15 protein-coding genes are annotated in these 20,693 nt (G+C 50.6%); 14 read left to right on the top strand and 1 reads right to left on the bottom strand.

Features of this window, described 5'->3' with window-relative positions:
• Positions 1–189: 189 nt before the first annotated feature.
• The 10 genes from KJS57_RS17170 (at position 190) to KJS57_RS17215 (ending at position 14,287) form a co-directional block, all read left to right on the top strand.
• Positions 190–1,290 (top strand): GntR family transcriptional regulator, encoded by a 1,101-nt coding sequence (locus KJS57_RS17170; protein WP_213655735.1) that lies wholly within the window; start codon positions 190–192, stop codon positions 1,288–1,290.
• A gap of 122 nt (positions 1,291–1,412) precedes the next feature.
• Positions 1,413–2,108 (top strand): L-ribulose-5-phosphate 4-epimerase, encoded by a 696-nt coding sequence (araD, locus tag KJS57_RS17175; RefSeq protein ID WP_280520392.1) that lies wholly within the window; start codon positions 1,413–1,415, stop codon positions 2,106–2,108.
• Positions 2,109–2,162: 54 nt separating this feature from the next.
• Positions 2,163–3,833, top strand: a complete 1,671-nt coding sequence (locus KJS57_RS17180) for a ribulokinase (RefSeq protein ID WP_213655736.1) — start codon at positions 2,163–2,165, stop codon at positions 3,831–3,833.
• A gap of 77 nt (positions 3,834–3,910) precedes the next feature.
• Positions 3,911–5,041, top strand: coding sequence for a sn-glycerol-1-phosphate dehydrogenase (locus tag KJS57_RS17185; RefSeq protein WP_213655737.1), 1,131 nt, complete (start codon positions 3,911–3,913; stop codon positions 5,039–5,041).
• 257 nt (positions 5,042–5,298) lie between these two features.
• Positions 5,299–6,630 carry an ABC transporter substrate-binding protein gene (locus KJS57_RS17190; RefSeq protein WP_213655738.1) on the top strand — a complete coding sequence of 444 codons (1,332 nt, stop codon included), beginning with the start codon at positions 5,299–5,301 and terminating at the stop codon, positions 6,628–6,630.
• A gap of 68 nt (positions 6,631–6,698) precedes the next feature.
• Positions 6,699–8,768, top strand: a complete 2,070-nt coding sequence (locus tag KJS57_RS17195; protein ID WP_213655739.1) for an alpha-glucuronidase family glycosyl hydrolase — start codon at positions 6,699–6,701, stop codon at positions 8,766–8,768.
• 141 nt (positions 8,769–8,909) lie between these two features.
• Positions 8,910–9,884 (top strand): carbohydrate ABC transporter permease, encoded by a 975-nt coding sequence (locus KJS57_RS17200; RefSeq protein ID WP_213655740.1) that lies wholly within the window; start codon positions 8,910–8,912, stop codon positions 9,882–9,884.
• Positions 9,881–10,726, top strand: a complete 846-nt coding sequence (locus tag KJS57_RS17205; protein ID WP_213655741.1) for a carbohydrate ABC transporter permease — start codon at positions 9,881–9,883, stop codon at positions 10,724–10,726. The genes KJS57_RS17200 and KJS57_RS17205 overlap by 4 nt, the downstream gene beginning before the upstream one ends.
• Positions 10,727–10,831: 105 nt before the next feature.
• Complete coding sequence (locus tag KJS57_RS17210) at positions 10,832–12,571, top strand: sensor histidine kinase (RefSeq protein WP_213655742.1); 1,740 nt, start codon at positions 10,832–10,834, stop codon at positions 12,569–12,571.
• A 96-nt stretch (positions 12,572–12,667) separates the two neighbouring features.
• Positions 12,668–14,287, top strand: a complete 1,620-nt coding sequence (locus tag KJS57_RS17215) for a response regulator transcription factor (protein WP_213655743.1) — start codon at positions 12,668–12,670, stop codon at positions 14,285–14,287.
• Positions 14,288–14,369: 82 nt separating this feature from the next.
• Here KJS57_RS17215 and KJS57_RS17220 read toward each other — a convergent pair whose 3' ends face one another.
• The gene (locus KJS57_RS17220; protein WP_213655744.1) at positions 14,370–15,287 is read right to left on the bottom strand and encodes an ArsR/SmtB family transcription factor; all 918 of its coding nucleotides are present in this window, start codon (positions 15,285–15,287) and stop codon (positions 14,370–14,372) included.
• Between the two features lie 374 nt (positions 15,288–15,661).
• On the opposite strand from KJS57_RS17220, the gene arfA reads away from it, so the two are divergent.
• From arfA to KJS57_RS17240, 4 genes are all read left to right on the top strand, one after another.
• Entirely contained in the window at positions 15,662–17,188 is a 1,527-nt protein-coding gene (gene arfA, locus KJS57_RS17225; protein WP_213655745.1) for an arabinosylfuranosidase ArfA, read from the top strand.
• Between the two features lie 199 nt (positions 17,189–17,387).
• Positions 17,388–18,782 carry an ABC transporter substrate-binding protein gene (locus KJS57_RS17230; RefSeq protein WP_213655746.1) on the top strand — a complete coding sequence of 465 codons (1,395 nt, stop codon included), beginning with the start codon at positions 17,388–17,390 and terminating at the stop codon, positions 18,780–18,782.
• 115 nt (positions 18,783–18,897) lie between these two features.
• Positions 18,898–19,785 carry a carbohydrate ABC transporter permease gene (locus KJS57_RS17235; RefSeq protein ID WP_213655747.1) on the top strand — a complete coding sequence of 296 codons (888 nt, stop codon included), beginning with the start codon at positions 18,898–18,900 and terminating at the stop codon, positions 19,783–19,785.
• A 25-nt stretch (positions 19,786–19,810) separates the two neighbouring features.
• Positions 19,811–20,653, top strand: a complete 843-nt coding sequence (locus KJS57_RS17240) for a carbohydrate ABC transporter permease (protein ID WP_211019974.1) — start codon at positions 19,811–19,813, stop codon at positions 20,651–20,653.
• The last annotated feature ends 40 nt before the right edge of the window (positions 20,654–20,693 follow it).

Here is a 20,693-nt window from a genome sequence, read left to right on the forward strand (position 1 = left end):
TTCCTCAGGTGGCATATCGGCATCGAATCTTGAATTCAGGCGGGCCTTCCGGTGCTCACGTAGGTTTTGCCTACGCTCCGCTCCTCAGTCCCTCCTTCATCCAACCTTCTCGGTGCTGAAAAGTCGACTTTTTGAACATACATTAATAAAAATGTACGGCGGCTGGAGTAAATGAAGGATGGATAATAGATGAACAATCGGAAAATTCCAAAATACATGCAATTGAAGCAGGAATTGCTCTCGTGGCTGCAATCGGGCAAGCTGCAGCCCGGGGCGCAATTTCCTTCCGAGAATGAAATCTCGGAGCAGTTCGGCCTTAGCCGGCAAACCGTCCGGCAGACCTTCGGTGAATTGGAGAAGGACGGCTGGCTGGAGCGGATTCAGGGCAAGGGAACCTTCGCCCGGAACCCGCAGCGGCGTGAAGGCGAGCAGGTCAAGACGATCGGAATCATTACGACGTATATTTCCGATTATATTTTTCCGCACATCGTTCGCGGAGCGGAGGCGGAGCTGCGCAGCAGAGGATACCGGCTCCTTCTCAGCAGTACGGACAACACGAAGGAGAAGGAGATGGAAGCCCTGCAGCTGATGACCAGTCAGCCGCTTAGCGGGCTGATCATCGAGCCGACGCGGAGTGCCGAAGGCAATCCGAACCTGCGTTATTTTCTCGATCTTCAAGAAAAGGGCATTCCTTACCTGATGATTAACGAGAAATACCGGGAATTGGAGTGCCCCTGCCTGAAGGTAGATGACGAGAGCGGAGGGTATAAGGCGGCGCGATATTTGCTGGATGCCGGGCACCGCTATATCGCCGGATTTTTCAAAACGGACGATTTGCAAGGTGTGGGACGGTTGAAAGGTTTTTTGGCCGCTCATAAGGAGCAAGGAATATCGGTTGCTTCAAACCGGGTCGTTACTTACACGACTGAACAGAAACAAGAACTCCCGTATCGGGAAGCTGTTAAGCTGCTGAAGGCGATGAATTCGCCTGAAGGGGAGCGCCCGACGGCGTTTGTCTGCTACAACGACGAATTGGCTTTGCTGCTGATGGAAGCGGCCGCCGAGTGCGGGCTGCGCGTTCCGGAGGACTTGTCGCTGATCGGCTTTGACGATTCCAGCCTGGCGGCGGCCTCGGGGACGAAGCTTACGACGCTCACCCATCCCAAGACCGAGATGGGGATTGCAGCGGCAAGGCAGCTCATCGGCATGATCGAACAGGGGGCTCTTTTTGAAGATACGGTTTACGAGCCTGAGTTGATTGAACGGGATTCTGTAGTCAGACGTAGCTGAGAGAAACGGCAGGGCTCGCTTGGTAATGGTAGAGGGAGTCCCTGCTCCTCAGCAGGGTAACTTGTACGTACAATTGAATTGAACTAGTGGATTAAAAGAAAATAGAAAGGAAGTGCCGCAACATGCTGGAAGCATTAAAGCAGCAGGTGCTGGAAGCCAACCTGGAATTACCCAAACACGGGCTGGTCACTTTTACGTGGGGAAATGTGAGCGGGATCGACCGGGAAAGCGGGTTGTTCGTCATTAAGCCTAGCGGGGTGCCTTATGAAGAGCTGAAGGCCGAGCATATGGTCGTTATGGATCTCGAAGGCAACGTCGTCGAAGGAAATCTTCGCCCTTCTTCCGACACTCCGACTCATATGGTGTTGTACCGTTCGTTCCCGGATATTGGGGGCGTAGTACACACGCATTCTCCTTGGGGTACGAGTTGGGCTCAGGCTGGACGTTCACTGCCGGCTTACGGGACGACGCATGCGGATTATTTTTACGGGGAAATCCCCGTGACGCGTCCGATGACCAAGGAAGAAATCGAAGGCGCTTACGAACTGGAAACGGGAAATGTGATTGTGGAGCGGTTCGCTGACCTGGGCGTGGATCCGAACATGGTGCCCGGCGTGCTGGTGCATGCTCATGCGCCGTTTGTGTGGGGCAAAGATGCACATAATGCGGTGCACAATGCCGTAGTTCTTGAAGAGGTAGCGAAAATCGCCGCCCGCATGCTGCAAATCAATCCCCATACGCCGCCGATGGACCAGACTTTGCTGGATAAACACTTTTTGCGCAAACATGGGGCAAACGCTTATTACGGACAAAAGTAAAAATAATACGATTCGATCTCTTCATCATTTATTTCATAATCTGGAGGGTTAGTTATGAGCAAAAAATATACGATCGGGGTCGATTACGGAACCCAATCGGGCCGCGCCGTACTGGTGGACTTGTCGAACGGGCACGAGGTTGCCGACCACGTTACTCCATATCCGCATCACGTCATCGACGAGGAGCTCCCGGGTTCGGGCCTCAAGCTGGAATATGATTGGGCGCTTCAGCATCCGGACGATTATTTGGAGGTATTGAGAAAATCGGTGCCTGCGGTAATCCGGGAATCGGGGATTGATCCGGCCGAAGTGATCGGGATCGGCATCGACTTTACGGCCTGCACAATGCTCCCGGTGGATGAGCAGGGCGAGCCGCTATGCTTTGACAGCCAATATAAGGATTTGCCGCATAGCTGGGTAAAGCTTTGGAAGCATCATGCGGCCCAGCCGGAAGCCGACAAGATCAACCGGATCGCCGAGGAACGGGGAGAGGCGTTCTTGCCTCGCTACGGCGGAAAGATTTCTTCCGAATGGATGATCGCCAAGGTATGGCAAATCCTCGACGAAGCGCCGGAAATTTACGAGCGTGCGGATATGTTCCTGGAAGCGACGGATTGGGTCATCTCGCAAATGACGGGTAAGATCGTGCGCAACAGCTGCACCGCCGGTTACAAGGCAATTTGGCACAAACAAGACGGGTATCCGAGCAAGGATTATTTCAAAGCGCTCGATCCGCGTCTGGAAAACTTGACGGAAACCAAGCTGCGCGGAGAGGTCATTGCGCTCGGGACGAATGCCGGCGGCCTTACGCCGGAAATGGCCGAGATGATGGGGCTGACGCCAGGCATCGCCGTGGCGGTGGGCAACGTGGACGCGCACGCGGCTGTTCCTGCCGTGGGCGTCGTAACGCCGGGCAAATTGGTCATGGCGATGGGAACCTCGATTTGCCACATGCTGCTCGGCACGGAGGAGAAACAGGTGGAAGGCATGTGCGGTGTCGTGGAAGACGGCATTATTCCGGGGCTTTACGGATATGAAGCCGGGCAATCCGCCGTTGGCGATATTTTTGAGTGGTATGTGGAAGAATCGCTGCCGGCTTACGTCAAGGAAGCGGCATCGGCGGAAGGCATCGGCGTGCATCAATGGCTGGAGAGAGAAGCGGCGAAGTACAAACCGGGCCAAACCGGACTGCTTGCCTTGGATTGGTGGAACGGGAACCGGTCCGTCCTGGTGGACACGGATTTGACAGGGCTGATCCTCGGCATGACGCTGTTGACCAAGCCGCAGGAAGTTTACCGCGCCCTGCTGGAAGCGACCGCCTTCGGCACACGTAAAATCGTCGACGCGTTCCATTCGAACGGCGTAGCGGTGGATGCGCTGTACGCTTGCGGCGGCCTGCCGCAGAAGAACCGGCTGCTCATGCAAATTTATGCGGACGTGACGAACCGCGAAATTTTTGTCGCCGATTCGAAGCAGACGCCGGCGCTCGGTGCAGCCATGTTTGCAGCCGTTGCAGCCGGACAGGAAGCCGGAGGCTATGACACGATCATCGACGCTGCGGCTCAAATGGCGCGGGTCAAAGAAGAAACGTTCAAGCCGATTCCGGCCAATGTGGAAGTGTATAACCGCTTATATGAGGAATATAGCAAGCTGCACGATTATTTCGGCCGCGGCGAGAATGATGTCATGAAACGGCTGAAGAATATTAAAAAATCGGCGGAATAAAGGAAATAAGACAAACTATAGAGAAGAAGCTTTACATCGCCGAGGAACTCAAAACATAGGAGTGGGAGGAACAAGCGATGTCGAAGATTAGTGAGTTGCCCTTTTTTGAAAGTCTTGTCCTGGAGGCCGGAGCGCTGAACCAGGTGGCGCCGTTTCTTGTGAAGCACGGAAGCAAACGGCTGGTACTTGCCGCGGACGGGAATACGTATGAAGCAGCCGGCCGGGATCTGGAGCTCATGCTCCGGGAGGCCGGCTTGGAAGTAACGCTCTGTTTGCTTGAGCCGGCCGGGACCGGCGACGTGGTCGCGGACGAGGCGGCAATCGTACAACTGCTGCTGGCGATCGAACCGGGATTGACGGATGCGCTGATCGCAGCGGGTTCCGGAACGATCCACGATATCGTCCGGTTTGCCGGGCATAGAAGCGGCATTCCGTTCATCTCGGTGCCGACAGCGCCTTCGGTGGACGGGTTTACGTCGGCCGGGGCTCCGCTCATCATCCGCGGAATCAAGAAGACGGTTCCAGCCGTGCCGCCGACCGCCATCTTCGCCGATCTGAATATCCTGATGAAGGCGCCGCAATCTCTCGTTGCCGCCGGATTCGGAGATATGCTCGGCAAATATACCTCCCTGTTCGACTGGAAGTTCTCCCGTCTGACGGCGGGAGAGCCGTACAATGAACAGGCGGCGCTGATCACCGAGCGGGCGCTGAATTCCTGCGTGAAGCATGCCCGGGAGATCGGGCAGCGCACGGAGGAAGGGATCACCGTGCTGATGACCGCGCTGATCGAGTCGGGCATCGCCATGCTTCTGTTCGGGCAGTCGCATCCCGCCTCCGGCGCCGAACACCATCTCTCCCATTACTGGGAGATGGAATTTTTGCGCCGGGGTCACCGGGCGCTGCTGCACGGCGCGAAGGTCGGCGTGGCCTGCGCCGAGATCTCGCGCCTGTATCATGCCGCCGCCGACAGCGGCATGTATCCGGCCGGCGAGCCGGAAGCGCTGCGGCAGCACGGGGAGCAGGTTCGCGCCTGGCTCGCGGACGTGCCGTCCGAGGCTGAGATCCGCGAACTGCTCCGGCAGGCAGGCGGCCCGTCCAGCCTGGAGGAGCTCGGCATCGACGGCGAGCTGTTCACGCGCAGCCTGAACGAAGCTCATATTGTACGCATGAACCGGCACACGCTGCTGCGGGCACTGAACGAAGCCTAGAAAACGCATAACAAAGAAGCCCGGCAGGTGCCGGTCAAGCCTTCTTTTAGTGGACATCAATAAAAAGCCCTAGGCAACAAGCTGACTTCGGTACTCAACCGGAGTCAGCTTATTTAGTTTAGGCTTTGCTCGATTGCACGCTTGCATTTTCGTGAGATTTTAAAATAAATCGTGCATCATCCTCATATAAACTCCATTTCCAAGATGGTACGATAACGAATGAGCAAGACAATTAGAGTTCAAGTAGGAGGGTTAAAATGATTAAATGGAAGCGTTCTCTTTCCCTTTTGGCGGCGACAGCTTTGATTGGAATCCTGGCTGCCTGCGGAGGAAACGGAGAGACAAAGAACAGTGCCGATTCCGCTGGAAAACCCGCTAACAATACGTCTACAGAACAGCAGGCGCCAAGTGATGAACCTGTAAAATTGCGCATTATGTGGTGGGGGTCCCAACCGCGGCACGAGGCTACCTTGGCTGCGTTGGATTTGTACACCAAGAACAATCCGAACATTACTTTCGAACCGGAGTATTCGGGGATGGACGGATATTTGGACAAACTTTCCACTCAGGCTGCCGCTAAAAACGCACCGGATATCGTTCAGCTGGATCCGGGCTGGATTCCGGACTGGATGTCCCGTGGTCAATTGCTGGATCTGGCTCCCGAAGTGGATGTAAGCAAATTCGACGAAAAGTTGGTGTCCGCCGGCCAGCTTGACGGTAAACAGTATGCCATGCCTCTGGGTTCGGTAGCATTTGGGATGGTATATGACAAGGCCGCTATGGATAAGCTCGGCATCGAAAATCCGCAAAATGGCTGGACTTGGGATGAGTTTTTCGCTCTGGCCAAAGAATCCAAATCCAAACTGCCGAAAGGCCAATATTTCTCTCTGGACTATGGCGGTAATTACTTCATGTACTCGGCTTATCAATACGCCAAGGGCAAAGGACAGGTGATCACGGATGAAGGCCATTTTAACGTGGATCAAGCGACTTTCGTGGAATGGGCAGCCCAATTCGAAGAGCTTCGTAAGGAAGGATTGGTTCCGCCTGCAGATGTGAATGCCTCCGACAAAGAACACGATCCGCAAATGGATTTGATGGCCGCAGGCAAAGTGTTGATGCGTTACAGCTTCTCCAACAACCTGGGGACTTGGGATAGCATCAAGCCGGGGGCGTATGCACTCGTAACCATGCCGCGTGCCGAGGAAGCGGGCGGATGGCTGAAGCCATCCATGTTCCTGGGTGTGACGAACAACTCCAAACATGCCGTGGAAGCGAAGAAATTCGTGGATTGGTTCGTGAATAGTCAAGAAGCGGGAGATATTCTGCAAACGTTCCGCGGGCTGCCGGCTAACAAGGAAATTGCCACCGCTCTGGAAGCGAACATGAGCGATTTGGATAAGGTTGGTCTGGGACTTCTGCGCGCGACGGAGCCGGACGGGCAAAAATGGTCGGCCGGTGCGGGCGGATGGACGAATTTTATCGATAAAGACTGGGTACTTGTCCGCGATCAGCTGATGTTTGGCAAAGTGTCACCGGAACAAGCCTTTGAACAGTTGAAGGAAGCTTCGCAATCCTACGAAAAATAAATTAATGATTGCGGCCCGGGACAGTTTTGCCCCGGGCCTTATATTTTTCATCATGAGGAGGACTATGAATGAGCCGTTATTTTGAGTACCGTCCGGGTGATGGTTATGAGGCTTGGCTGCAGTACCGCCGAACGGATCAGGGGACTAAATTGAAACAGTATGCGCCCTATTGTCATATCGCTGCCGTGATTCAAGATGAAGTGATGCGGACGGCCGTGAACGAGCTGTCACAAGGTCTGGAGGCCATTACAGGCCATTTGGTTGACGTTGCTGAAACTTTGGGAGAGTCTTCAGGCATCCTATTGGGCATCTTTGGAGCAAGTCAAGCGATTGACGAGGCTATCCATGCCGATGTTGCCGGTTCCGTCAGAACCGAGGGCTATGCGATTCAATTCGACGGCAGGACGGAGCAAATAGCGATCGGTGCAGCGGACTCCGCAGGCTTGTTGTATGGCGTGTTCCATTTGCTGCGGATTATGGCGGCGGGCGGCGACGTGAAGTCTTTGAATCGGGTCGAAAATCCGGTCAATTCGCTGCGCATGATCAATCAATGGGATAATATGGATGGCAGTGTGGAACGGGGGTATGCCGGGTCGTCGATCTTCTATCACGATAACCGGGTTGCCAAGGAGTATCAACGAATTCAGGATTATGCCCGGTTGCTGGCTTCTTGCGGAATCAACGCTATTGCGATCAACAATGTCAATGTTCATCGGGTGGAGAGCCGCCTCCTGACCGATTTCCTGCCGGATGTGACTAAACTGGCAGCGATCTTTCGTCAATATGCCATTAAGCTCTACCTAAGCATTAATTACGCCAGTCCCATGGAATTGGGAGGCCTCGCAACCGCGGACCCGCAGAATCCGTCCGTCCGTGAATGGTGGCGTGAAGCCGCAGCGAAAGTTTATGAAGCTATTCCGGATTTCGGCGGATTTTTGGTGAAGGCCGACTCGGAGCATCGCCCGGGACCGTTTACCTACGGACGGGATCATGCCGACGGCGCCAATATGCTGGCCGAGGCCGTGAAGCCGTATGGCGGTGTCGTGATCTGGCGGTGCTTCGTGTATAACTGCAAACAGGACTGGCGCGATCGCTCCACCGACCGGGCAAGAGCTGCCTATGATCATTTCCGGCCGTTGGATGGGCGTTTCTTGGATAATGTTATTCTGCAGATCAAGAACGGACCGATTGATTTTCAGGTTCGGGAACCCGTCTCTCCGCTGATCGGGGCCATGCCGCATACCAATCAAATGATCGAGTTCCAGATTGCCCAGGAATATACCGGACAGCAAAGACATGTCTGTTATCTGGTTCCCCAATGGAAAGAGGTTCTGGACTTCGACACATACCTTCAAGAGGAAGGTACCCCCGTTAAACGCATTGTGGATGGTACGGTGCACGGAAATCCCTGCAACGGCTTTGCCGCTGTTTCCAATATCGGAAGCGACGCCAATTGGACCGGTCACTTGTTGGCACAGGCCAACCTGTTCGGTTACGGCCGATTGGCCTGGAATCCGGAGCTGTCCGCAGAGGAAATTGCGAAGGAATGGATTAGGCTAACTTTTGGCAGCCGGGAACCGCTATTCCAAACCATTTATGATATCCTCATGAATTCGTGGGAGATTTATGAATCTTATACTACTCCGCTGGGGGTCGGTTTTATGGTCAATCCGGACCATCATTACGGACCAAACGTGGAGGGATATGAATACTCGCCATGGGGGACCTATCACTATGCGGACAACCATGGTGTAGGGGTAGACCGGACGACGGCCACCGGAACCGGATATACTTCGCAATATGCCGATGCCAACAAGCAAAGGTATGAATCTCTGGCGACTTGTCCGGATGAACTGCTGCTTTTCTTCCATCATGTTCCGTATACCCATAAGCTTCATTCCGGCAAAACCGTAATTCAGCATATTTATGATACTCACTTTGAAGGAGCGGAACGGGCAGGCCAATTGCTGGCGGTTTGGGAGCGGATGCGGGAGCAGTTGGACGAACAAGCATACCGGCAAGTGGCGGACCGTCTTGAGGAACAGGCTGAGCATGCCAAGGAGTGGCGTGACCGAATCAACACGTATTTTTACCGAAGAAGCGGAATTCCCGACGAACAGGGAAGAACGATTTATTAAGGAGCATGCAAAAAAAGGGGCGAGTTGATCGCCCTTTTTTTTCGTTATATTTTGAAAGAAATCGAGCATTGCCCTCATTTAGCAGGAATTGTGCCGGCGGTATACTTGATCTATACCATATTGACACACGAGGTGACTGTCATGAATCGTACCACAGCCGCTACAATCCCAGCTGCCCCGGAAACGAAGAAGCCGAAGAAGACGAAGCCTTCGTTTCTAAGCCGATGGAACGCTCCCTTAGCGGGCTATTTGTTTATTTCGCCCTGGCTGATCGGGTTTCTTACGCTGACTGCTTATCCTTTGTTCCTTTCGTTATATTACTCTTTTACCGATTACACGCTAATGAAACCGATGGAGTGGATCGGAACTCGGAATTACGAGCGTATCTTTACCTCGGATCCGAAGTTCGTGGATTCCGTGAAGGTTACCTTCACGTATGTGCTTGCCTCTGTGCCTTTGAAGCTGATCGCCGCCCTGTTAGTAGCAATGGTTCTTAATAAGGCGATAAAAGGAATCGGTGTTTACCGTACGGCGATTTACTTTCCTTCCCTGATCGGTGGCAGTATCGGAGTTTCCCTGCTCTGGAGGAACATTTTCGGAGTAGACGGGATCTTCAACAAGATAATCGGGGTTTTCGGCTTTGAAGGAAAGGGCTGGATCACTAGCCCCGACACGGCCCTTGGCACGCTAATCCTGCTAACGGTTTGGCAATTCGGTTCGACCATGGTCATTTTCCTGGCGGGGCTGAAGCAGATCCCGAATGATTTGTACGAGGCCTCCGCGGTTGACGGTGCCAACAAGGTTACTCAATTTTTCAAGATCACCATGCCGATGCTTTCGCCGATTCTTTACTTCAACCTGATAATGGGCGTAATTGGAGCTTTTCAAATGTTTACTTCGGCTTTCGTCATCACCAACGGCGGACCGATGAACGCGACTTATGTGTATGCCTTGTATTTATATGAAAGGGCTTTCAGTAGATATGAGTTGGGATACGCATCCGCGCTGGCCTGGATTATGCTAGTGATGATCGTACTGGCTACGATTCTAATCTTTTACACGTCAAAATACTGGGTATTCTATGAAACCGAAACGGGAAAGGGGAAACGGAAATGACACTACGTAAATGGAAACCGGCACTCCGGCATCTTTTCATGATCCTTTTCAGCTTGATTATGGTGTATCCGGTTCTCTGGTGGGTCGGAGCCTCGCTCAAACATAGCACGGAGCTAGGCTCGCCGGGCATCTTCCCGTCCGTTCCGCAATGGAGCAACTACGTCAAAGGCTGGAACTCTATTCCGGGTCACACCTTTACGGACTTTTATCTCAATACTTTCGGACTGGAAATAGCGGTCATCGCTACGACACTGATATCTTGTACATTGGTAGCCTTTGGTTTTGCAAGACTGGATTTTCCGCTCAAGGGCTTCTGGTTCTCGATTCTGATGCTGACCTTGATGATGCCCGGACAGGTGCTGATTATTCCGCAATACACTTTGTTTCACCAACTGGGATGGGTTAATACGTATTTGCCGTTCATTATTCCCCATATGCTTGCGGGTGGGGCGGGAGGCACCTTCTTCGTCTTTCTGCTGATTCAATTCATACGCGGGCTTCCGAAAGAACTGGACGAATCCGCCAAAATCGACGGATGCTCCTGGTTCGGGATTTACTGGCGAGTCATTATTCCACTGACGCTGCCGGCGATTATTACCGTAATGATTTTCTGTTTCCTCTGGAACTGGGATGATTTCTTGGGGCATCTCCTTTATATCAACTCGGTGGAAAAATATACGGTCGGCTTGGCTCTCAGAATGATAAACGACTCTCAATCCGCCCAGGAATGGGGACAATTACTCGCCATGTCGCTGGTTTCTGTCCTTCCGGCTACGTTTATTTTCATGTTTTTACAAAAGTATTTTGTGGAAGGCATTGCAACTACAGGAATAAAAGGATAAGATTTAAATTTAAAAAACATTTATCGGTGACGGTAAAGCGACGATTTCTTCGCCGTTTTACCGTTTATTTCGCCTGAATCGCCAAGGGGAAGGAAGGGAACACGCTTGACCAATCCTTTTAAAAAATTCAGGATTGATCGCCTGTTTTTTAATAGCTATGCAACAGTCCTTATAATAGTGATCGCTGTCACCGCGTGGACAAGTTACAGCAATTCGTCGAAAGCGCTCGTACAGACGACCTCCCATTATCAGCAGCAACTGCTGGATGAGCTGAATAATGAGATTACTACCCGATTGGTCATGATCGAACAGATTTCCCTGTCCAGTTCCCGAGACAACGAGATGACCCATTATCTTCTGAACCGGCAGGATGAGTTCGAACGGCACCGTAGTCGAGTCGGAGTTGAAAGCGCTCTCGGGAATCTCACGTATGCGATCCCTCTAATTCAAGGGATCGATCTCTATATGAACAATCCGATCCCGAGCGAGAGGCAAAGTTATATTCAATTCAGGGATATTAACGATTTGACGCGGCAGGTATATGCCCAGTGTCTGGATAAAAATGATTTCTGCTGGTCGAAAGAGTATAACCTTTCCAGCCAGCAGGGGGAAATCCCCGTTTTGAGCTTCGCCCGAAAAATTGTTTATAACGATGACTATTTAGGTACGCTCGTCATTCACATCAAGGCGAACGAAATCCGGAGATTGCTGACCGGCAATACGGCTGGGTCCAACCGTATTTTGGCGGACAGTGAAGGTCAACAAATCATGAAAATAGGCGATCCTTTGGAGCAGAACAACTGGTCTCAGTGGGTTGATCTCAAAAGCGACAAATCCGGCTATGTCCATATCAAGGGGACAGGACCATCCGGGAATACCCTTCTTGTCTATTCCAGGATGGACAACTCCATATGGACGCTGATTGAATTCACTTCATGGAACGAGATCACGTCAAGCAGTTTGAAGCTGGCTGAATGGATCGGCCTCATCGGTCTGGCTGCCGTGCTTCTGGTATTGTTCCTGACCCTCTTGATCAGCAGGCAATTTACCAAGCCGATCAAACAACTTGTAACCGCGATGCGCCAGTATTCCTTAGGCGGTGAAAAAGTAGATCTCCCGAGTGACTATCAGAACGAATTCGGATATCTATTTGCCGGATACCGCAAGCAAAACGAGCGGATCGATGAACTTTACATTTCGTTGGAGCGCCGCCATGAACAACAAAAAAAGGCCGAGATCGAAGCGCTCCAGGCCAATATCAACCCGCATTTCCTTTATAATATGCTGGATCAGCTGAACTGGATGGCGATTGAGGCCGGACAGGAGGAGCTGAGCCGCATATTGGAGTTGATGGGACGCATGTTTCGGATCGGCTTGTCAAACGGAAACAGCTTTATTAAGATATCGGATGAACTTCTACATATTCAATGCTATTTGGAAATACAGCAGTTGCGTTGGGGGGACGGCCTCAATTACGTAATAGAAACGGAGCCTGAGCTGGAGGAATTGTTCGTTCCTAAGCTTATTTTGCAGCCGTTCGTCGAAAATTCCATCGTACATGGGTTTAATAAGCTGGACAGCGGCATCATTTCGATTCTGATGGAACAGTCGGGGAATGCACTGCGGGTCGTTATTGACGATAACGGCTCCGGCTTGAGGCAGGCGGAAGACAAGCAGCCAAGGCGTCATACCGGCGGATACGGCATTCGTAATGTAAGAGAGAGAATCGCCGGCTATTTCGGAGAACCGTTCGGAGTAACGCTGAAGGAACGGGAAGAAGGCGGAACACGGGTGGAAATTATGCTTCCTCTCCTGACGGAGCCCCCTTCAAAGGCGGACTTTTAGTCGGATGGAATCCTTAAGCGTTTAACTTGCCGGGTTGGATGGCGGCCCGTTCAGTTGCCAAATTCTGCGCAGTTTAAGGAGGTTGAAGACGGAACTATGTGGAAAATTGCTATCATAGATGATGAACGTCAGGTCCTGCATGGGATGAAACGTGCAATTCCATGGGATAAGCTGGAGGCAGAGTGGGTCGGAGAAGCTTTGAATGGCGAGGATGGTCTCACGATGATTCGTGCTTCTCATCCGGATATCATAATCACCGATATTTATATGCCGCGCATGAATGGCTTGGAGATGATCGAACAGCTCCGGAAAGAAGGATTTGAGGGGAAAATAATTATTTTAAGCGGCTATTCGGATTTCGAGTATGCTAGGCAGGCTCTAAGATTCCATGCTAGCGATTACGTCTCCAAACCGATCAGTATGCCGACTTTGAAGAATATACTTACCCGAGTGATTCAGGAGCTGGGAGAAGAAGAAGGGAAAAGAAAGAGACAGGGTGAGCTTGAAACCAAAATGTCGTTGTATGAGCCTCTCATTGAGAAGGAATGGGTCCGGTCCGTGGCGATCGGAACTTTGGATCAAGCCTATTGGGGGGACGATCATCTTCCTCCGCCTTACCGCTATTGGCTGAACCGAAAGCATATCGCGATCGGCATAGAATTGATTCGCAATAAACAGGCTTGCCGTATGTCTGTTTCCGACTGGAATCTGTTTCGTTTTGCGGTCAGCAACATTGCCTGCGAAATTGCGCGCAAGCTTTTTCCGGACGTGGAGTTTACCGAGCTTCACAGCACCCGTTCCTTATTGATCCTTCATCCTGAGGAGGAGGAGGGCGGTGAGCCGTTCGTGAAGAAATTGGAGGAGCTTGGAACCATGCTGGCCGAGAGTATCGGCAGCTATTTGAAGCTGGAGCTGCGGATAGGAATTGGAAGCCTGAAGCAGGTCTGGACGAAAATTTCCGAATCCACGGAGGAAGCCTTCCGGGCCCTGGATCAAAGTGCGGAGAGATTGGCTTCGGTTTATGAGGTTTATCGCTACCGGGAGAATCAGGGAAGCGAACAGGACAACGTGTCTCTTTTTCCGGTCAAACTGTCGTTTAAGCTGGCCAATGCGATTAAATCGTCACAAGAAGCTGAAGCCCATCAGCTTTTGGATGAATATATGTGCTTAATGGTGGAACAAAAAGGCGTATCCCCGGCGGTTGTTCAAATGCTTGCGAGCGAGCTGTGGGGTATCATCACCTACTCGCTTTACGAAACCGGATTTTTGATGGATGAGCTGTTTACGAACGACCAGATCGCCAAAGAAATCGGTGCCTTGTACGTGCCGGATCAACTGACCCAATGGCTGAAAGACAAAATCACCAAAATCTGCAGCAGCAAACAATGGAAAGGGAAGAGCAAGCATCGGCAGGTCGTCGACTTTATGACGAGTTATATTCATGAGCATTATGCGGAAGAGCTGACCCTTGCCGAGCTTTCGGATAAAGTTTTTGTATCCCGGAACCATCTGGCTATTATTTTTAAGAATATGACCGGAGAAACCTTTAATAACTACTTGACCCGGGTGAGGATTGAAAAGGCCAGGGAATTGCTGCTGGAAGGGAACATGCTTGTCTATGAAGTGGCGGAAAGGGTCGGTTATAAGAATATTCCTTACTTTAGCACACTGTTCAAAAAAGTAACCGGTATGAATCCGACGGAGCTGACCAAATAAACACCGGAGCAGTTTGGAAATCTTCCTAAAAATAACCCCCGGCAGGAAACCTGTCGGGGGTTATTTTCATAGATAGGCGGATTTAATCTTCATGCACATTGTACAGCACGCGGGCCAGCAGGTCCTGGCTGTAATTGCCGAAATTTTTGCCGAAGATCGTCAGTCCGCGTTTGTTGAACGATTTGTCGGTCACCGCGATGCGGAACGTAAGCTCGCTCTTGTAATCCAGTTGAATCTGGTCGAGAGTGACGTCGGATATTCTGCAGCCGTCAATGAAGCTTCCTTCATTATTGATTCGAATCAGTTTAAGCATCCCGTATTGATTGAGATGCGGCGGCCACCAGTCCGGGTTGAACGTTCCCCGCGCATCCCCGAAATCTCCGGGGCTGGTCCAGAAGCCGATCTCGATTCCATTGACATAGAAGTAAATGTCGGACGGATAATTATCGCAAAACCCGGGTGCTTCCGAGCCAAGTTCCATAGAGAACTGTACTTCTCTGAAGGTTTGATTCGGCTTCAGGTAATTGGGGATCCGATATTCGAGAAACCCTTCGGCGAGCCAAATGATTTCCGAATCGATCCGCTGCGGATCGGCAAAATACCGGGGATCGTCAAAATCGCCGATGATGCTGTCTTTGGTCGCAAGACCGCAGGTAGGCACCGCTTGATAGTTGCTGTAATGGCCAACCTGGATTTCCACCTCGTACAGGTTCTCCACATCTTTACTTCTAAGATCTACCATCAATTTATCTTTGTTCAGATAACAAATTTTCTGGATGCCGTGTTTCCCGACGGAGGTATTGATCTCGATCAGACCGCTTTCCTCCAGTTTCTTGATATGCATGGTAATCGCGCCGTTGCTGAGATTCAGCTTCGTGGCGAGGTCGTTCAGGTTCAAGGCTTGATTCTTGGCAAGCAATTCGAGGATTTGTATTCTGATTTCAGAACTTAAAGCTTTAAATATATCGATCCCGCTCATCAAATCCTTGATGTAGATCATATAACATAACCCTCTTCCAATAGGAAATATTTGAAAAATCCTTTTATTTTAGATAATTATAAACTAACTTAGTCGATTAATAAAGCATTAAATCTATAAATGTAAATTTATTTAAAAATATAGATAAATATTGCACAATTTTGATAATATGTTTTACATAAATGTGAAACTAATAATCCGGTTTTTGACCTAATTTTGAATAAAACCACTGAATTATGGGGGTTTTTGAGGTGTTATTAAATTCTATTTAGAAAAACATAAAAAGATTTAGGTTTATATATTTACAAGGTAGTTCTTATATGTTATTTTATATCTGTAAGCGGATTCATTCAAGTTATTTCAAAACAGTTTAGGATTTATTAAAACGGAAGGTGATGGACTTGTCATCAGCATCAGCAGCGCTTAAAGCAAAAATGATTGTGGACAAATCGTTCAAGATCTCCGAGGTCGATCCAAGAATTTACGGTTCTTTTATTGAGCATCTGGGGAGGGCCGTTTACGGAGGGATCTATGAAGCTTCTCATCCGGCAGCGGACAGCAAGGGATTCCGCACCGACGTAAAACAATTGATACAGGAATTGAATGTACCTATTATACGCTACCCGGGCGGGAACTTCGTATCCGGATATAACTGGGAAGACGGCGTAGGCCCGGTGAAGGAACGGCCCAAACGGCTGGACTTGGCTTGGCGGACCGTGGAGCCGAACGAAGTTGGCACCAACGAATTCGCGCAGTGGGCACGGGAAATCGGTTCGGAAGTCATGATGGCCGTCAACCTGGGAACCCGGGGAGTGGATGCCGCAAGAAACCTGCTGGAGTATTGCAACCATCCGGGAGGCAGCTATTGGAGCGATTTGCGCCGCAGCCACGGTTACGAGCAGCCGCACCGCATCAAGACCTGGTGCCTGGGGAATGAAATGGACGGTCCCTGGCAGATCGGACAGAAGACACCGCAAGAATATGGAAGATTAGCCTATGAAACCGGCAAGGCCATGCGTCTGGTAGATCCGGATATCGAACTCGTATCCTGCGGCAGTTCAAGCACCGGGATGCCGACGTTCCCGGAATGGGAAGCGGTTACGCTGGACCATACCTATGAAGTTGCCGACTACGTCTCGTTACACCAGTATTACGGCAACCGGGACAATGATTCAGCGAATTTTCTGGCCAGATCGATGGACATGGAGCATTTTATCCGGACGGTCACCGCGACCTGCGATTATGTCAAAGCAAAGAAACGCAGTAAGAAGACGATGTATCTCAGCTTTGATGAATGGAATGTCTGGTACCATTCCAACGACGCGGATACGAAGATCGAACCTTGGAGCATCGGGCCGCCGCAATTGGAGGACATCTATAACTTTGAAGACGCTCTGTTGGTAGGCAGCATGCTGATTACGATGCTCCGCCATGCCGACCGGGTGAAGATGGCCTGTATGGCCCAACTGGTCAATGTGATTGCGCCGATCATGACGGAAAACGGGGGAAGAGCCTGGAAGCAGACAATTTTCTATCCTTACTTGCATGCTTCCCGATATGGCCGCGGCACCTCGCTGCAGCCGATCGTCCATTCGCCGAAATATGATGCGCAGGATTATACCGATGTACCTTATCTCGACAGTGCGGTCGTATACAGGGAAGCGGAGGAGGAAATCACGATCTTCGCCGTCAACCGGCATCTCCAGGAAGCGATGGATCTGGAATGCGATATCCGCGGCTTTGAAAACTACCGCATGGTGGAACATATCGTGCTGGAGCATGAAGATTTGAAAGCGGTCAATACCGCAGCCGAGGAAAGGGTTAAACCGCATCATGGCGGAAACGCGGAATGCAAGGACGGGTTCGTAAACGCGAGGTTGTCCAAGGCATCCTGGAACGTCATTACTCTGCGCAAAGCTTAAGTAAGTATTGGCAGGGGAGGGGCGAAGGATCGCCCGTTCCCGCCCGATTGAACTTTATGAACACGGTTTCATTCGCAAGGTTGATATAGGCCGGACTAAAGTGCAGGCACTGCGACTGCTACCACAGATAAGAACATTCGGTTGAATGGACTTTAGTTCTCTCTATATAGTTTCATCCGAACTCATAGGAGGGGTTAAGGTGTTAAAGAAAAAAGGATGGTTTACTCTTTTGTCTCTAGTACTCGTGTTGTCTGCCGTGCTTGCGGGCTGCGGCGGAAATAACGGCGGAGGGGAAGCGAGCGGCAACGGCGGGAAGTCCGGAAACTCGGACAAATCCGGAGGAACGAAGGAACTGACGTTTATGTACCGCGGCGGTACGGACGAACAAAAAGCATACAGTGCCGTAGTCAAGAAATTCGAAGAGGATCACCCTGGCGTAAAGGTTAAGATCGTCGTTACGGCGGCGGACCAGTATGCTACGAAACTGAAAGCGGCTATTACAGGCAATAAAGTGCCCGACGTATTTTATTTTGAATCCGGCGACACGAAGGCTTACGTCCACAACAACATTCTGATGGATCTTACGCCTTATGTTGAAAATAACCCTGAAATTAACCTCGACAACATGTGGAAATACGGTCTCGATCTGTATCGCTATGACGGCGATATGGCCGGACAGGGCAATCTTTACGGGATGCCCAAAGACGTAGGTCCGTTCGCGCTCGGCTATAACAAAACGATGTTCGAGAAATCGGGAATTCCGTTCCCGGATCCGGATAAACCGTACACTTGGGATGAATTTATTGAAGTATCGAAGCAATTGACGAAAGATACGAACGGCGACGGCAAGATCGACCAATACGCCACTGGCTTTAACGTCAACTGGGCGCTTCAATCCATGGTTTGGAGCAATGGAGCCGACTGGATCGATGAGACGAAAAAGAAAGTAACGATCGATGATCCAAAATTTGCGGAAGCGCTGCAATATTTTGCGGATATGCAAAACGTGCACAAAATCACGCCTTCCGCGGAAGACGCGCAAACACTGGACACTTACCAACGCTGGATGAAAGGCGAGCTGGCCTTCTTCCCGGTAGGTCCTTGGGATATGAGCACGTATGAAACATTGCCTTTCGAATATGATTTGATGCCTTACCCTGCAGGTTCTACGGGTAAATCTGCAACATGGACCGGTTCCCTCGGTATCGGCGTATCCGCTAAAACGAAACATCCTGAGGAAGCCGTCGCGCTCGTGAACTATCTGACAGCCTCCAAAGAGGGTATGGAAATGCTCGTGAAAGCTAAGGTGCAAATCCCTAACCTGATCGACATGGCCGAAGAATGGGCAGCCGATACTTCGACTAAGCCTGCCAACAAAAAAGAATTCCTCGACGTTGTAGGCGAATACGGCCGGGTTCTCCCAGGCCACTATACTTGGACCTCGGAATGGTATGACTTGTTCTTCACGGATATCCAACCGGTGCTCGACGGTAAAATTACCGCCGCGGACTATGTGAAGCAGGAACAGCCGAAGATGCAAAAATTGCTTGATAAAGCGATCGAAGCGGAAGAAAAAGCGAAAGCCAAGAAATAAGGACGGGACTTCAGCAGTGCATTAATCCAGGAGAAATGATGTTAGTTTCCGATGTTGCACCAACAAAGGAACTAACATCATTTTCATTCTGGTATCCGAATTAGAGGTGACTATCATGCAAACCATATCAAATCTGTATCGGAAAGAAAAAATATACGGATGGTTATTTATTTTGCCCCCTGTCCTGGGCTTTTTGCTCTTTACCCTGTTTCCTGTAGCTTACTCTTTTTACGGCTCGCTAACGGACTGGGACGGACTTGGGCAAATGGATTTTATCGGGCTCAGCAATTTCAAGGAACTGCTTACGGACGAATTGTTTCATAAAGCGGCTTTCAATACGATCTTCATGATGCTCGGGATTCCGATCGGCCTGATTCTTGCCCTGCTTATTGCGCTGGGGTTGAACCGGGGCATTCCGGGGACGACGACATTCCGTGTCATTTACTATGTTCCGGTCATTTCGTCGCTAGCCGCCATTTCTATTATGTGGAGTTGGGCATATAACGGAGATTACGGCCTTGTGAACCAGTTTCTGGATATCTTCGGCATCGACGGACCGAACTGGCTGATGAACAAATACTCGGTGAAGCCGGCGCTGATTCTGATGACGGTATGGAAAGGGCTCGGTTATACGATGCTCTTGTATCTGGCAGCCCTGCAAAGCGTTCCTCGTTCCTACTACGAAGCCGCCGAACTTGATGGAGCCAGCGGATTTAAGGCGTTCCTCCATATCACCTGGCCGATGGTTAAGCCGGTTACTTTCTTTATCGTCGTGACGAATATTATCGGCGGATCGCAGATTTTTACGGAAATCAACATTATGACGAATACGGGAGGTCCGGAATACTCGTCCGCTTCCGTCGTGTTCTATATCTGGCAGAAAGCCTTCGATAACTTCCAAATGGGATACGCTTCCGCGATGGCCGTCGTATTGGGCATATTCATATTTATCGTGACTCTGATTCAATTCAAAATGAACGAAAAATCATCCTACGAGGCGTGATTGAAAGGGAAAGGAGAAAGTGAATATGTCTCATTCGTCAAGAACCAAGCTGACTAATACGATTATTTTCATCCTGCTTGCGATCGGAGCGGTCGCGATGATTGCTCCATTGATTTGGATGCTTTCGACCTCGATCAAACAGAAAATCGATGTGTTCGCTTTGCCGCCCGTGTGGATTCCGGAGAATCCCCAATGGGGCAAATATGCGGAAATCTGGACGGCCGGACCCCTGCTGAGCGGGATTAAAAACAGCGTCATCATCGCGCTTTCCGTTACGGTGGTAGGCACATTTACCTCCAGTTTGGCCGCATTCTCGTTTTCGAAGCTGAAGTTTCCGGGCAAACACATGATTTTCTTCTTGCTCTTGTCAGCCTTGATGATTCCTTATCCGGCCGTCATGATTCCGCAATTCATGATGTTCTCGAAGATCGGCTGGGTGGATACGCTGCTTCCCCTGATTGTACCTGGGCTGTTCGGCAACATCGTGATGATCTTTTTCCTACGGCAGTATTTGATCAGCGTTCCGGATGAAGTGCTTGAGGCGGCCAAAATCGATGGCAGCTCCTACTTCAGATTGTTCTCCACGATTACGTTCCCGCTTATTAAGCCGGCTGTTGCCGCTCAGCTTATTTTGTGGTTCATGGGCATCTGGAACGATTATCTGGCACCGATCATTTACTTGACTTCACCGGAAAAGCAAACTCTGCAGCTCGTCATTGCTAACTTTAACGCACAGTATGCGATTCAGACGGATTACCCGCTGATTATGGCCGCATCCGTCATTGCGCTGCTGCCGGTGTTGATCATTTTCCTTGTCTTCCAGAAGCAAATTATCGAATCCGTGGCGATTTCCGGGGTGAAGGGATAAAGAAAGTGACTGAAACGAAAGAGAGCGTTGTGATGAACCT

The sequence above is a fragment of the Paenibacillus vini genome (assembly GCF_018403325.1).
In the GTDB taxonomy this organism is placed as follows: domain Bacteria; phylum Bacillota; class Bacilli; order Paenibacillales; family Paenibacillaceae; genus Fontibacillus; species Fontibacillus vini.

Excerpts from the sequence above, each read along its gene's own strand:
- KJS57_RS17170 (WP_213655735.1), top strand. The coding sequence starts at position 190 with ATGAACAATCGGAAAATTCCAAAATACATGCAATTGAAGCAGGAATTG.
- araD (WP_280520392.1), top strand. The coding sequence starts at position 1,413 with ATGCTGGAAGCATTAAAGCAGCAGGTGCTGGAAGCCAACCTGGAATTA.
- KJS57_RS17180 (WP_213655736.1), top strand. The coding sequence starts at position 2,163 with ATGAGCAAAAAATATACGATCGGGGTCGATTACGGAACCCAATCGGGC.
- KJS57_RS17185 (WP_213655737.1), top strand. The coding sequence starts at position 3,911 with ATGTCGAAGATTAGTGAGTTGCCCTTTTTTGAAAGTCTTGTCCTGGAG.
- KJS57_RS17190 (WP_213655738.1), top strand. The coding sequence starts at position 5,299 with ATGATTAAATGGAAGCGTTCTCTTTCCCTTTTGGCGGCGACAGCTTTG.
- KJS57_RS17195 (WP_213655739.1), top strand. The coding sequence starts at position 6,699 with ATGAGCCGTTATTTTGAGTACCGTCCGGGTGATGGTTATGAGGCTTGG.
- KJS57_RS17200 (WP_213655740.1), top strand. The coding sequence starts at position 8,910 with ATGAATCGTACCACAGCCGCTACAATCCCAGCTGCCCCGGAAACGAAG.
- KJS57_RS17205 (WP_213655741.1), top strand. The coding sequence starts at position 9,881 with ATGACACTACGTAAATGGAAACCGGCACTCCGGCATCTTTTCATGATC.
- KJS57_RS17215 (WP_213655743.1), top strand. The coding sequence starts at position 12,668 with ATGTGGAAAATTGCTATCATAGATGATGAACGTCAGGTCCTGCATGGG.
- KJS57_RS17220 (WP_213655744.1), bottom strand. The coding sequence starts at position 15,287 with ATGATCTACATCAAGGATTTGATGAGCGGGATCGATATATTTAAAGCT.
- arfA (WP_213655745.1), top strand. The coding sequence starts at position 15,662 with ATGGACTTGTCATCAGCATCAGCAGCGCTTAAAGCAAAAATGATTGTG.
- KJS57_RS17235 (WP_213655747.1), top strand. The coding sequence starts at position 18,898 with ATGCAAACCATATCAAATCTGTATCGGAAAGAAAAAATATACGGATGG.
- KJS57_RS17240 (WP_211019974.1), top strand. The coding sequence starts at position 19,811 with ATGTCTCATTCGTCAAGAACCAAGCTGACTAATACGATTATTTTCATC.